Origin of the sequence: Rosistilla oblonga (assembly GCF_007751715.1) — a bacterium.
Lineage (GTDB): Bacteria > Planctomycetota > Planctomycetia > Pirellulales > Pirellulaceae > Rosistilla > Rosistilla oblonga.
The window spans coordinates 4,468,394-4,482,472 of the sequence record NZ_CP036292.1 but is presented as its reverse complement, the minus strand read 5'-3'; the positions used below and the strand labels follow the sequence as shown (position 1 = coordinate 4,482,472).

The 14,079-nt window shown below is 59.6% G+C and carries 11 protein-coding genes; 5 read left to right on the top strand and 6 right to left on the bottom strand.

Annotation, left to right across the window (positions count from 1 at the left end; genetic code table 11):
- Positions 1-16 precede the first annotated feature (16 nt).
- From CA51_RS15800 to lpxD, 3 genes are all read right to left on the bottom strand, one after another.
- Complete coding sequence (locus tag CA51_RS15800) at positions 17-793, bottom strand: phosphatase PAP2 family protein (RefSeq protein ID WP_197451221.1); 777 nt, start codon at positions 791-793, stop codon at positions 17-19.
- A 173-nt stretch (positions 794-966) separates the two neighbouring features.
- Positions 967-1,896 carry an LpxI family protein gene (locus CA51_RS15795; protein WP_145122212.1) on the bottom strand — a complete coding sequence of 310 codons (930 nt, stop codon included), beginning with the start codon at positions 1,894-1,896 and terminating at the stop codon, positions 967-969.
- A 79-nt stretch (positions 1,897-1,975) separates the two neighbouring features.
- Positions 1,976-3,028 carry a UDP-3-O-(3-hydroxymyristoyl)glucosamine N-acyltransferase gene (gene lpxD / locus CA51_RS15790; protein ID WP_145122210.1) on the bottom strand — a complete coding sequence of 351 codons (1,053 nt, stop codon included), beginning with the start codon at positions 3,026-3,028 and terminating at the stop codon, positions 1,976-1,978.
- Between the two features lie 248 nt (positions 3,029-3,276).
- On the opposite strand from lpxD, the gene CA51_RS15785 reads away from it, so the two are divergent.
- Positions 3,277-4,482, top strand: coding sequence for a cofactor-independent phosphoglycerate mutase (locus CA51_RS15785; RefSeq protein ID WP_145122208.1), 1,206 nt, complete (start codon positions 3,277-3,279; stop codon positions 4,480-4,482).
- Between the two features lie 49 nt (positions 4,483-4,531).
- Positions 4,532-6,322, top strand: a complete 1,791-nt coding sequence (locus CA51_RS15780; RefSeq protein WP_145122206.1) for an aspartate kinase — start codon at positions 4,532-4,534, stop codon at positions 6,320-6,322.
- Positions 6,323-6,774: 452 nt separating this feature from the next.
- Here CA51_RS15780 and CA51_RS15770 read toward each other — a convergent pair whose 3' ends face one another.
- Positions 6,775-8,790: a prolyl oligopeptidase family serine peptidase gene (locus CA51_RS15770; RefSeq protein ID WP_231745725.1), complete on the bottom strand. Its 2,016-nt coding sequence runs from the start codon at positions 8,788-8,790 to the stop codon at positions 6,775-6,777.
- 482 nt (positions 8,791-9,272) lie between these two features.
- Between CA51_RS15770 and CA51_RS15765 the strand changes: the two genes are divergently transcribed.
- Genes CA51_RS15765 through rdgB form a run of 3 tightly spaced genes read left to right on the top strand, consistent with a single transcriptional unit; the run spans position 9,273 to position 12,370 of the window.
- Positions 9,273-10,916 (top strand): MotA/TolQ/ExbB proton channel family protein, encoded by a 1,644-nt coding sequence (locus tag CA51_RS15765; protein ID WP_145122202.1) that lies wholly within the window; start codon positions 9,273-9,275, stop codon positions 10,914-10,916.
- 9 nt (positions 10,917-10,925) lie between these two features.
- Positions 10,926-11,750, top strand: a complete 825-nt coding sequence (locus CA51_RS15760; protein ID WP_145122200.1) for a hypothetical protein — start codon at positions 10,926-10,928, stop codon at positions 11,748-11,750.
- Between the two features lie 5 nt (positions 11,751-11,755).
- Positions 11,756-12,370, top strand: coding sequence for an RdgB/HAM1 family non-canonical purine NTP pyrophosphatase (rdgB, locus tag CA51_RS15755; RefSeq protein ID WP_145122198.1), 615 nt, complete (start codon positions 11,756-11,758; stop codon positions 12,368-12,370).
- Positions 12,371-12,386: 16 nt separating this feature from the next.
- Here the strand turns inward: rdgB and CA51_RS15750 are convergent, their stop codons facing one another.
- Both CA51_RS15750 and xerC read right to left on the bottom strand, forming a co-directional pair.
- Complete coding sequence (locus tag CA51_RS15750) at positions 12,387-13,028, bottom strand: hypothetical protein (protein ID WP_231745724.1); 642 nt, start codon at positions 13,026-13,028, stop codon at positions 12,387-12,389.
- A gap of 139 nt (positions 13,029-13,167) precedes the next feature.
- Entirely contained in the window at positions 13,168-14,067 is a 900-nt protein-coding gene (gene xerC, locus CA51_RS15745) for a tyrosine recombinase XerC (RefSeq protein WP_145122196.1), read from the bottom strand.
- Positions 14,068-14,079 lie beyond the last annotated feature (12 nt).

The following is a 14,079-nucleotide window of genomic DNA, read 5'->3' as shown; positions in this document are numbered from 1 at the left end:
TCGCGGTATCGCCTGGTCAAGCGGCTCGCTTGTACGGTTTGCCACGTAAATCGTCGACGTTGGGAACTTTGAAGCCACGTCCCTCCGGCTCCATATGCCCGAACAGTACGCCTAACATTCGCGGGTGCAGGCAGATGTAGGACCACAGCGTCGCAACGGCCACGCCGCCCAGGACGTCGCTAAGGAAGTGAGCTTGGCAGAGCAGTCGTTCGGTGCAAGCAAGCGTCGCCATACAAACAAAATAGATCCGGCCGCGAGGGAACAACAGCATCATCCCGATGCACAATCCGACGGCTGTTGCTGCATGACCGCTGGGGAACGAACGCAAGGTGCTGTCATCGAAGATCGCGACGTGTTGCAGGTAGGCGTCGAGCGACCATTGGTAGATCGAATCCTCTCGCGCCGTCGAGAAATCAAAATCGTTGGGCCGCCGCCGCAGGATGAACATTTTTAAGATCGTCACGATCGCACCGCTGCCGAACGACAGGGCGGCCAGACGCGGCAGGCACCACCGTTTTTCGGGGACCAGAATTGCGATTCCCGTGATGATCATCGCAACTCCAAGCCCATGCGAGAAGAACTCGGAGATGTAGATCGCTTTGCGAAAGTCGCCCGGCAGTCGATCTTCCCAGAACCAAACCGCGATATCGTAATCGCAAAACAGAGCCAGCGGGCTCAGTAGCGTCACCGCCACGCCGAACCACAGCAGCGGTTGCAGCGGCTTGCTGGAACGGGCCGACCAAGCCGGTCCCGGATACAGTTTGAGGCTGGGCTCTTGAGGCTCTGGATTCACAATGATTCTTTTCTGATCGCGGTGAACGGCATCTGGCGACAGTCGGCGCCGCGGTTTCACTCTCACATCGACAGCGGTCGAGATCGCTGCCGGCATGTGATCCGATCTTGTACCAGACCGCGTGGGGGCGTCGGAATAGCGAATCGTGTTAATGTTGGTCGTTTGACGGAGCGTCACGCCGCAAAAATGTTCTCATTCTCCGCGAGGTCGGCATCGTTGACGGCAACGATCGCGATCCGGTGGGCGTTGGCGATTCGCGTCACCTCATCCTGGTCGACGACAATCGTCTTGTCGGCTTCGATCACGATGCATTCACCGCCAGCGGCAGCCAGCAGTTCGATCGTTTGCGGTCCGATCGTGGGGACGTCGAATCGCATGTCTTGCTGCGGCTTGGCGACTTTGATCAGGGTGAAGCCGCGTTTGCCGCACAGCTTGCCCGATCGCTCGATACATGCGTCGGTCCCTTCGACAGCTTCGACAGCCACCACGGTCTGATCCTTCACGGTGATGCTCTGGCCGATGTCCAGGCCGCCCATCTGCTTGGCGATCGTCCAGCCGAAGCGAACGTCGGCTTGTTGTTTGTTGTTCAACCGCTGCGTCGAATGGTGGCCTTGTTTCACGAGTAGCTCCGGAGCGAAATCGGTGGCGGGGCAGACCTCGATCCCGCGCGCCAGATAGGCGTCGGTGACGGCGGTCAGTAGCGTGTCGTCGCGCGTGTCTTTTCGGCGCGTGATAAAGTGAGGTGCCATGGTGCGGATGCAGAACAGATCGGGCAGATGCCTCAGCCAAACCGAACCTTGGAACATCAGGTCGGCTTTGAACAGTTTGCCCGCCATCGTCATCCGCTGGACGCCATGACGACGGAAGAACCGCAACTGGCCTCCCATTTTGGCGACGCCGAACCAGCGGACCTCATCGCAGATATCGTTCAAGCTTTCGCAAGCGTGGCCGCGGATTGCGGCACAAGCGACGCGATGGTTCTGCCGTTTCAGCGATTCGGCGACCAGGATCGGGAATCGCCCCCATCCAGCGATCAGCCCGACGGTGCTGCCACTCTGCGAAGCGCTTGCGGTTGGCGGACTGGAAAGGATTGCCGAATTCATGGCGGGCAGGGGATGCAAGTGAAGGGATTGAGGCGGACCGAGGTTATTCCGTGCGGGCCGTAGGATTTGTTTGCGGCGACTAAGCGGCTTTGGTTTGCGAACCGCTGTTGTCCTGCATTTTGGACAGCTGCTTTTCGAGCGTCTTGATTTGACGACGCATCTCCGGCAAACGACGCCACATGGCGAAGATCTGCATTTGTTCCTTCTGCTTCGTCGCTGGGCTGCCCAGGTAGACGTTGCCAGATTCGCAGTCGGCCATCACGCCACCTTGAGCTCCCACGATCACGCCGTCCCCCAGTTTGATGTGGTCCTTCAGGCCAACCTGCCCGGCCAACACGACGTAGTCGCCGGTGCTGCTGCTGCCGGCGATGCCGACTTGCGAGCAGATCAGATTGTGGCGACCGACCTGAACGTTGTGAGCGATCTGCACTTGGTTGTCGATCTTGGTGCCGGTTCCGATTCGCGTCGCGCCATAGGTTCCGCGATCGATCGTCACCGCGGCGCCGATCTCGACATCGCTTTCGACGTGGACGTAACCGAGCTGCCCGGTGCGGATGTGCTTTCCTTCGGACTGGCGGTATCCAAAACCGAAGGCTCCCAAAATCGAACCGCCGTGAATCCAGACGCGATCTTCGAGGATCGTGTTTTCATACAGCAGCACGCCCGGCATCAGGTTGACTTCCGAACCCAAGGTGCAGCCGGACATTACGGTCACGCCGGAAACCAGATTGCAGCGAGGCCCGATCGTGACGTTCGCACCGATCACGCATCCCGGGCCGATCGTCGCATCGTCGGCGATCTGCGCCGAAGGATCGACGACGGCGTGGGGGCTGATTCCGGCAGGTGCCACGATCTGCGAGGGGCGGAACTTTGCCACGATCTCCATAAACGCGGCGTGAACATCCGGCACGATCAGCTGAACCAGCGGACAGTTTTCGAGTTCTGATGCGACGACAACGGCCGACGCTGCTGTCGATTCCAAATCGGACCGACGTTCAACATTGTCCAACAGCGTGATTTCGCTGGCCGATGCTTCGCCGATCGGGTTGGCACCGGTGATCTGCAGCGAATCGTCGCCGATCACGGTGGCGGCAAGTTCGTTTGCAAGCTGGCGGATGGCGATCGGCTTCATGGGTGGCTTCCTTGCTTAGGCGAAAATTGCGGGATGAGACTCGCGATCGTGCGAATCGCCCGCCTGGCGGGGGCGACCATCGCGTTCGCAGATATCTGCATCGTTAAATAACAACTTCGCGGTCTCGGTCGCAATATGAATGCGTTTCGTGGCGGCACGCTCCCTCGGTAAACCGGGCGATTTGCTGCGAAACCGGGACCGCTCGCTATCCTATTGCGTTTTTCGGGGGGCGCAGCCAGACTTTGCCTATGAAATATGTCATCATTATTCCCGACGGATGTGCGGACGAATCGCTCGAAGCGCTGGGTGGCAAAACCCCGCTGCAAGCAGCTCAGATTCCCCACATGGATGCGATCGCGGCCGCAGGCACGGTCGGTTTGAGCAACAATACGCCGGCTCATTTCCCTGCCGGGTCGGAAGTTGCGAACCTCTGCCTGCTGGGCTACGACCCCAATCAGTACTTCACCGGCCGGGCGCCGTTGGAAGCTGCTGCGCAAGGGATCGAGCTGGGCCCCCACGACTGGGCGGTTCGCTGCAACCTGGTCACGATCGAAAACCAGACGATGGTCGACTTCACCGCCGATCACATCACGACCGCCGAAGCGACCGAGCTGCTGAAATCGCTGCAGGAGAAACTGGGGAGCGATCAGATCCAGTTTGTCCCCGGCGTCAGCTACCGCAATCTGATGCTGTTTCGCGGTTCAGCCGATTCGCCCGCACCGTTCGGGCAGGAAACGCGGACCAGTGCCCCGCACGATCTGACTGATCTTCCGGTCGTCGACGATTTCCCGCGCGGTCCCGGCAGCGATATGATCAGCGAGCTGATGGCTGCTTCGCACGAGATCTTCGCCGATCACCCCGTCAACGTCGCCCGCCGCGCCGCCGGCAAACGTCCAGCGACCAATGTCTGGTTGTGGGGCGAGGGGCGTGCCCCCAGCTTGCCATCGTTTCGCGAAGCCTATGGCCCGCAAGGCGTGATGATCACGGCTGTCGATCTGCTGCGTGGAATCGCCGCGATCGTCGGCTGGCCGCGAATCGAAGTCGCTGGTGCGACAGGTTATTTGGATACCGATTACGCAGCCAAGGGACAAGCGGCGATCGAAGCGCTCAAGGAATACGATCTCGTCTGCGTTCACATCGAAGCTCCCGACGAAGCGAGCCACGAGGGGCGTCACGACGCGAAGATCGAAGCATTGCAGCAGATCGATTCGCAGATCGTCGGCCCGCTGCACGCGGCGCTTCAGTCGCAGGGTGAGTATCGGATTTTGGTGATGCCCGATCACCCGACCTTCTGTTCCACCAAGAAGCACACGCACGGCATGGTTCCGTTTGCGATCGCCGGTTCCGACACGAAGGCCGACCCGGCGCAAACGTTTGACGAAGTCGCTGCCGCATCGACCGGCAAAAGCTTCGACCAGGGATGGGACTTGATGAAAGAATTTACAGGCAAGTAGCTCTCCCCATCGCTCCAAGTCATTCACACGCCCAAACCTCAACACAGCTATGTCATTGATCGTTCAGAAATTTGGCGGCACCAGCGTTGCCGATGTCGAAAAGATTCGCGCCGCCGCTCGCAAAGCGATCCGCGCCCACACCCAGGGACACCAAGTTGTCACCGTCGTCAGCGCGATGGGCAAGAACACCGACCGCCTGGTCGAACTCGCCTACGAACTGAACGAACGGCCGCCGGCTCGCGAAATGGACGTGCTGCTGTCGACTGGCGAACAGGTGACCGTGGCGTTGATGGCGATGGCGATCGAATCGCTGGGCTACAAGGCGGTTAGCTTGACCGGGGCCCAGATGGGGATCCGTACCGACAACACCTTCACCAAAGCTCGCATCCAATCGATCGACACCCAGCGAATCCAAGGCTATCTCGATGCGGGCAACATCGTGATCGCTGCCGGTTTCCAAGGGATCGATGATGATTTCAACATCACCACGCTCGGCCGTGGCGGCAGCGACACCACGGCCGTTGCATTGGCGGCGGTATTGGGCGCCGACACGTGTGAAATCTACACCGACGTCGACGGCGTCTACACCACCGATCCGCGGCTGTTGCCCGAAGCTCGCCGCGTCGAAGTGGTCAGCTACGACGAGATGTTAGAACTGGCCAGCCTAGGGGCCGGCGTGATGCACAACCGCTCGATCGAATTCGCCAAGAAGTTTGGCGTTCCGATCCATGTTCGCAGCAGCTTCTCCGACACGACGGGTTCGATGATCGTCGCCGAATGCGAATCGGAATCGTCGCCGGTCTGCGGTGCGGCGATGACTAAGAACGAAGCTCGCGTGACGATCCTTGGCGTTCCCGACGTTCCCGGCACCAGCCTGGATATCTTTTCGCGGATCGCCGACCGCAAGATCGCTGTCGACATGATCGTTCAAAACGTGGGAACCGAAGGCCGGGCGGATCTCTCCTTCACCGTTCCGAACAGCGAACTGGCGGTCACGTTGGAAGCCGCCCGCGACGCGATCGAAAAGATCGGAGCCCAAGGCGTCTCGTTCGACGAAAACGTCAGCAAGATCTCGGTCGTCGGTTTGGGGATGGCACAGCAAACCGGCGTCGCCCATCGGATGTTCTCCGCTTTGGCCGAAGCGGGCATCAACATCTATATGATCACGACCAGCGAGATCAAGATCTCGGCACTTGTACCGCGCGATAAGGCTCAAGACGCGCTGCGCGTTGTCCACAACACGTTTAAGTTGGATAGCGTCGCCGAAGATGCTCGAAATTGGAGCCGAATTCAGCACGATCGCAGCCAGACCGCCGATCTGCAAAGCGTCGTCGCGACGCTGCAGGACGACACCCTGGAAAAGCTGACGCTGACCGATATCGCTCTGGTTCCCGACCAAGCGCGGATCACGCTGTTGGGTGTTCCCGACCGTCCCGGAATCGCAGCCGACATCTTTGCCGACGTCGGCAAGTCGGGGATCTTTGTCGACATGATCGTTCAAGGTTACGACGGCGAAGATGGCACGACAAGCGTCAGTTTCACCGTTCCCAAAGCCGACTACGCCAACAGCCGCACCGTGGCCGAAGCGCTGTGCAAGAAGTTCAACTTGCGTGGCACCGAAGGGGCGGACGACATCGCCAAGCTTTCGGTCAGCGGTATCGGGCTCCGCAGCCATACCAGCGTCGGCACGATCATGTTCCGCACCCTTGCCCAGGCAGGTGTGAATATCCAGATGATCAACACGTCGGAGCTGCAGGTGAACGTCGTGATCCAAAGCGACAAAGCTGCCGAGACCGAACGTCTGCTGCGAGAGACCTTCGCCGAATCGCTGCGATCGTAAGCAGTCTGCAGCTTCTCCCGCCCGGCCAACTTAACCCGCCCAGCGCAGCTGGGAGGTTCGGAAAACCAGCGTTTAGCGAGTTTTCCGGGGAGGGCATTCACTGGGATCCAACGACGCAGGTTTACCTCCGACGTCCCTCCCCGAACATCGCTTCGCTCGTTCGACCCTCCCCCGCAAACTGCGTTTGGGGAGGGTGAATTCGCGGTCACACCGGACGCCTAACTTCACCCGCCCATCGCAGCTGGGAGGGTCGGAAAACCAGCGTTTAGCGAGTTTTCCGGGGAGGGCATTCACCGGGATCCAACGACGCAGGTTTACCTCCGGCCGCCCCTCCCGAACAACGCTTCGCTCGTTCGACCCTCCCCCGGAAACTGCGTTTGGGGAGCGGTGAATTCCTGATCACACCGGACGCCTAATTTTACCCGTCCGGCGCTACAAACCTTTCCCTATCGCTACCGCAACTTCCAGCTTTCGTCGAAGAAGTTGGCGTCGACTACTTTGCCGGGCCACAGCGAATCGGCTGGTGTTCTCACGTCGATAACCGCCCAGTCGGGCAATTTGGGAACTTGTCGTGCGTTGTTCAAATAGGCGAACGTGCGGTAGGTGAATCCGCTGTTGAGCACGACGTATCGGTTCGGGTTCTTCGGGTTCGGATAGATCATTACCGGAGCGTGATGTTCCGCGTCGAACTGCTGCTTGCCAACGGTGACTGTCTTGTCGTTCCAGCCGATCGGCAATTTGTCGGCGATCGATCCCAGTACTGAATTGCTCGACGGATCACCAAACAGGATCAAGTGACAATTGGCGATCTCTTCGTCGGTCAGATCGACATCGCGACGGACGATCGCGTCGCCGCGGAATTGCCGCCGCCACTCGGTGACCATTCTTTGGAACTCTGCGCGTGTCCAAGCGTCGATCGCCGGATGGGCTGCCGACGAGGTCGGTTCAACAAGGATGAAGCGGTCCATAAACGCATCGTCGATCGGACCCTGCAACGCGTGGCGTTTCTGAAGTCCCGTCGTGGGGCGACGGCCCAATTTCCAAGTCGATCCGTCGCGGTAGACTTCGCAAACCCAAGATCGATCCGATTCGGGCTGCGGTCCGACGATGGTCTGCGTTTGCGAAAAGCCTTCACCTGCGCCGCCCGCCCCCGTGACGGTCAGTTCCAAGTTCACCGGATGCCGCGGATCGAAGGGACTCTCGCCCGCCGGCAGCTCGATCCGCAGTCCGTTAACTCCGGCAACGCTCAAGCGAACCGTGTTGCCCGGTCCGCGCAAACCGCCGCGAACCGTTGCCTTCTCCCAGTGCGAATCGAGCTCGGTGACGGTCAGCCAGAACGACTTGTTGTAACGCAGCGTGTAGGTCACAAAATCGATCGTCTCGGGCAATCGGTCGCGTCCGACGCGGGCGAGACTGGCAAGTTTCCGCTCGATCAACTGCAGCGAATCGGGATGGATCGTGTGCTTGGTCTGCGGGCCGATCAGATGCGTCAAACGCAATCCCTCCCGCTGCATCGCTTGTTCCATGATGTCGGCCGCCTGTTTCTGCTTGTCCAGTTCGCCGCTGTAGGCGACTGTTGGCAGATTAAACAGGTTGGCGGCGTAGCCGGTGCAGTCGTACATCTGCCACAGCTTTTTCTCGTACCAGGTCGGATCGAGCGTTTCGTTTTGGAAGGTTCGCAGGAACTCAGGCGTCTCGGAGAAGCCAGCCCCAGGGTTTGCGGCGAAGAACAGGTCGGGATAGTGAACGGCCAGCTGCCAACAACCGGCTCCACCCATGGAGAACCCGCGAACGCTGACTCGATCGTTGTCGACGCGGTATTGCGTGCGAGCGTGCCGCAAGGCTTCGAGGACGTCGATCTCGCCAGCGAATTTGAAGGCGTTGCAGTACCGGCCGTAGGGATGCAGAACCAGCGTGTCGGCTGGCGAAATCCGGCCGACTTGGTTCATCCGTTCATGGATAAAGACAGCCTCGGAACTCCGTTCGCCACGGCCGTGCAGCCATAGATCCAAGCGATGCTTCGTCGCTCCGGAGAACGCATAACTTTCGGGGACGACCATTCCGTAGGGCTGGACGGTGTCGTCGATGCGAGAGCGAAATCCTCGGACGACCAGTCCAGTCTGCGTCGTCCATGGGGCTTTGCCCGACGCCAACGCATCGGCTCGAGCGATTCCTTCGGCCAGAACCTGCCGCGCCTTGTTGATGTCACGTTCGGCGAACAGCTCGCGATGGGCGACGGCATCGCGGATCGCGCGGGAGAAGATCTCGACGTCGGGCAGCAACGCTTGCCCCAGCGGATGCTTGGCATCGCGAATCTGCTGGATCTTCGCGTCGAGATCGGCCAATCCGTCGAGCAGTTCCTTGCTGTCGGCTGCTGATAATTCGACGCCCAGCGGCGGCACCGGACGAACCGTTTTCGCAAGGTTATCCTGTGGCCCGTCGGCCAAAACGAGGGTTGAGAGAAGCATCAGGGAGAGCAGAGAGCAAAGTATTCGCATCGAGGGGATTCCGGGAAGATGGGCGGTTTTTGAGCGAGCCCAATCATCGTCGAAACGTTGTCCGATTGCAAATTCTGGCGTGAAGGGAGAGCTTGGGCCGCGGCGGACGATTTGTGCAGTCGCCCGCATCCTCCGGCTTGTCCGTCTTGGAATCGATGATTTACCCCAGGGTTTCGATCGACAGGACCTTGATGATGGGGCTGGCTTGGGCGACTATAAGGAGCTAGCAGACGAGGCTGTGTATCGAGCACGATCGGTCAAATCGAACTTCTCTCATCGATCGGGGCGGGGGAATGTAGGGATTGTTTGGGGCGTTTGGCTTTTGATCGGCACACCGTTTCGGTGCGGAGACGATCGACGAACTAGAATGGATTGGAACGCGATTCGGATTCGTAACTCCGCACCCCCGCTGCTTTAAACCTCTTTCCTGAACTACTCGCGAGCCCTCCCCAGTGTCGTTCTTCAAAATCCCCTGTCCCAAGTGCAATAAGTCGCTCAAGGTTTCCATCGATCTGGCGGGCAAGAGCCGCGCATGTCCCTATTGTCGGGCGACGGTTCGGATCCCCGATGCCGAACCGATGGAAGCTGCGGAAACTGCCAGCGGATTCCCCAATATCAACTTGGGCGAGAAGCCAGCCGCGGCAAAGCCGGCTGCCGCCGCGACGCCTCCGTCACTTCCCAACGTCTCGACAGCTCCAGTTGCCGCCGCAGCAGCAGCGCCGGCGGGAAAGAAGCGTCACGTCAAAGCGAAACGCCCACAGAAGAGCTGGTTCAGCGCGGGCAATGGCGAAGCGGCCAGCAGCGACGTCAGCCTGGTGATCAGCGGATTGATCGGTGCAGTGGCGACGGTCATCTGGCTGGGGCTGATGTACCCGCTGCGACAGTTTCAGTTCGGTCAGCTGTTTTGGGATCGTGGCCCGGTCCCCTTCCCGACGACTCTGTTGATGTTCTGGGCGTTGGCGATCCTGTTCCTGAAATGGTTGAACCTGAAGAAACAGAAAGACGCGATGCTGTTGGACGTCCTGCCGGTGGAAATCTCCAACGAGATCACGATCGATTCGTTGGACCGGTTCATCATGAACATCAACGAACTGCCCGGAGCGTCGAGCGACACGTTTTTGGTCAACCGCGTGGTCCGCGGCATCGAGCACTTCCGCGTCCGCAAAAGCGCCGCCGAAACTGTCACGATGATGGAATCGCAATCGGCGATCGATGCGAACAACGTCGCCGGTAGTTATACGATTCTGAAGGTCTTCATTTGGTCGCTGCCGATCTTGGGCTTTATCGGTACGGTGATGGGCGTTAGTGCGGCGGTTGCCAGTCTGGCGACCAGCCTCAGCGGCGGCGGCAACATGGACGCGATGAAGGCTGCGTTGCAGGACGTCTTCGGTGGTCTGGGAACCGCGTTTGATACGACGTTGTTGGCGCTGATCATGAGTATGTTGGTCAAGCTGCCCGCGTCGGCGCTGCAGAAGAGCGAAGAGGATCTGATCTCGAATGTCGACGAATATTGCAACGAGAACCTGTTGCGACGGTTGAACGACGGTCGCGAAGGGGGCGCCGAACGAGGCGTTGGTGGAGCCAGCAGTGGCGGCGACGTGGCGATCTTCCGCGCGGCGGTCGAACAGGCGCTGGGAACTCAGCACGCCGAGATGGAACGCTGGTTGAAGAAGCTCGACGCGATCGGGACCAGCTTGACCTCGCAGGTCTCCAAAGGCTGGGACGAAGTCAACGGTCGGATCGAACAACAGCAACAACAACACGTTGCGATGCTGCAAAAACAGACGCTCGATCAGCAAGCGGTACTGCAGGCGCAATTGGATCAGATGGCCAACGCGGCGGAGAAGATTCAAGGCACGCTGGCGAATCTCGCCGATCAAGCGGCCAGCATGAACACCAACGTCAGTGGCACGTTTGCTCATTCGCAGAACACGATGCAGGAACACCTGGCGGGACTCGACCGCGGGCTCTCGAGCCTCAGCGGCGTGCTGGAGAAACTGGGAGACCAGCAGGTGGTTGTGCAACAAGTCGAAACCCGCCGCTCCGGTTGGTTTGGCGGTGGTTCGAAGAAGGCTTCGCGAAACGGAAGGCGATAGGAATCGATCATGGCTAGACGTCCTCGAACCAACGACGACGATATCTCACTGTTTCCATTCTTGAGTATCGTTGCCTGTGTGATCGGAGTGTTGACGATGATGATCGCCACGCTGGCTCTTGCGCAGACCGATTCGCCCGACATCGCTCAGATCGAAGAATACGAAACGGTTCAGAAGAAGCAGAAAGAGGCGGACGAATCGATCCAGCAGTTGCAGCAACGGATCTCGGTTTCCAATTCCGCAGCGCTCCATCTGAAGGAGACTCAGCAGGAACGCAAGCTGACGCAGGCGGAGCTGGAAGAACTGCTCAAGGAGACCGAAGAGCTGGAGAAGCAGCTGGAAGAGCAGAAGAAGATGGAAGTCGTGATCCCGCAGGTGAACCCCAAGGATCGCGAAACGATCGGCGACATGCAGACCGAACTTTCGGCGGTCCAGGAAGAACTCGCCCAGCTGGAAGCTCAACTGCAGAAGCGGAAAGACGTTCCGACCGAAGGGAACGTGACCGTCTTGCCGCAGGGCAGCGGGCTCTCCTTCACGCCTCACTTCGTCGAATGCGCCGAGGGGGCGTTGGTGATGCACAACCTGTCGCCGCCCAAACGAATCCGGACCGCCGAGGCGGCTGGCGACGAAGACTTCAAAGCGTTAATGAACAAGGTCCTCAATGGCAAGGACGATTCGATCGTCTTCCTGGTCCGCAGCGATGGGTTGAGCACCTATCGGACGCTGAAGGGGCTTTGCGATGCGAACGATCTGCGCAACGGCAAGATCCCTGTCGTCGGCAAGGGACGGATCGACCTGAGCGTGTTTACGGAAAAACAATCCAAGGCGAAATAGACGCGATGTTTGAATTAGTACTAGGGACGGGGAATCGCAAAAAGGCGATCGAGATCCAAGCCGTGATGCCAGCCGATCGAGTTCGCTTGACCACGTTGGCCGATTGGCCCACGGCGATCGAAGTCGTCGAGGATGGAGATTCGTTCGCCGAGAACGCACGGCTGAAGTCGACTCAACAGGCCAAGCATCTGGGCCAGTGGGTGCTCGGCGAAGACAGCGGTCTGTCGGTCGACGCCCTCGATGGGGCGCCGGGGATCTACAGCGCTCGCTTCTCGGGGGACGATGCGACCGACGAAAAGAACAACGATCTTTTGTTGGAGCGTTTGGAAGGCGTGCCGCTGGAGCGCCGCACCGCCTATTACAACTGCTACCTCAGTCTTTCGGATCCCGACGGGAACGAACGACTGACCGCCAACGGGAAGTGTTGCGGCCGGATTATCCAACAGCGTCACGGGACGCACGGTTTTGGATACGACCCGATGTTCGAGATCCCCGAGTATCACTTGACCTTCGGGCAATTGGGGCCGAGCGTGAAGAAGGCGCTCAGCCATCGAGCGCGTGCGCTGCGGGAATTCATTCCGCAGCTTCGCCGGCTGTTAGATCAACTGGCTGGGGAGTGAACCGCGGCCACGTGGATCAATGATGCAGTAGTTTCTTGCGATCGGGTTCGAGGACGCGATCGAGGATCTCGTTTAGGATCACTTGTTCCAGGCTGGTGTCACGGCCCAGCGGAATCCAGCCCAGCGTGATCGGTTCGCCGGTGAAGATCTCATCGCTGCGGGTCACCGTTCCATCGTGTCGCAGCGACAGCGAACCCTCGCTTCCCCCTTGGCTGTGATCGACGTCTTCGATCTCCTTGAGCACCACGACTTCGATCGAATATCCCGATTGCTGGGCGTGGACGTTGACAATCCCTTTGCGGCGGATCGATTGCAGCGTGCTTTGCAAGCGTTCGAATCCGCGCGTGCTATCGCGGTTCCACGGCTCTAAAATCGAAGCCCCCACGCGGTAGGTCGACTCCAACGATCCGTCGATTCCGTTCAGAGGCTGCTCGGTTTTGATTCGGAAATAATCGTCGACGGTATCGACGATTTGCAGCCACAAGAAGTCGGGCTTCACCGCTGGCAACATCGCTGGATTGACAGTCAACGATGTCGGCGGGGATGGCGGGATCAATTGATGCATCAACCGGCCGCAACCTGGCACTGCGAGTAGAATCGCGGCGCACAGGGCCAGCGGCACAAAGACCGTTCGGTGCAGATGATTTAAGTTATTCAATGGTTCGCGCATTCCCTTCCACATGGTTGCCGGTACTGTCGCGATTATCGGCGGCCGACGGCAATAGCAATCCCGCCCTAAAAGAGACGCCGCCGGGCGACATCGCGGCCAGCGGCAGGAGGGCTCGAGGCAGGGTTTGCTATCGAGCTCGCGGATGAGCTTTTTCGTAGATCGCCAACAGGTTGGCGGCGCTGACGTGCGTGTAGATCTGCGTGGTCGCCAGGCTCTTGTGCCCGAGCAATTCCTGAACGCTACGGATGTCGGCGCCTGCGTCTAACAGATGCGTGGCAAAGCTGTGCCGCAGCGTGTGCGGGCTGGTTCGTGTGTCGAGCCCCGCGACCTGGATGTGTTTTTCCAGCATCCGGCCGACGCTGCGCGTGGTCAATCGGCGACCGAAGCGGTTCAAAAACGTAGCGGCCGAAGGGGACTGAGGCTCTTTCGGATCGCGATTGCGAGTCGGCATGTAACGTCGCAGGGCGCGGATGGCAAACGAACCCAACGGGCTCATCCGTTCCTTGCGGCCCTTACCGCGAACGCGAATGATCTGTTGGTCGAAGTCGAGATCGCCGTCGTTCAGCCCGACCAATTCGCTAACACGCAGCCCGGCGCTGTACAGCGTTTCCAGGATCGCGCGGTCGCGGAGGCCGTTGGGGTCGTTCGTCGGCGGCGTCTTGAGGATCCGATTGACTTCGCCCCCCGAGAGGACGTGCGGCAGTTTCCGCTGCCGTCGCGGATTCCGCAGCGGGCTGGCAGGGTTGGTCGTCGCCAGTTCCTGCCGCTGGGCAAAGCGGTAAAAGCTTCGCAGCGAAGCCAGTTTCCGCGAGATCGTGTTGCGGGCGTAATCCGCCTCTTGCAACGCCGCCTGGTAGCCGCGGAGGTCTTGCGGCGACAGGTCCTGCGGCTTCGGCGTGCTGCCACGCTGATCCTCGAGGAACTCGACCAACCCAAACAGATCTTCGCGGTAGGCCTTGATCGTCAGATCCGAAGCGTTGCGTTCATGTGCAAGGTATTGCAAGAACTGGGGGATAGCGCTACGCATCGCGATCAAATT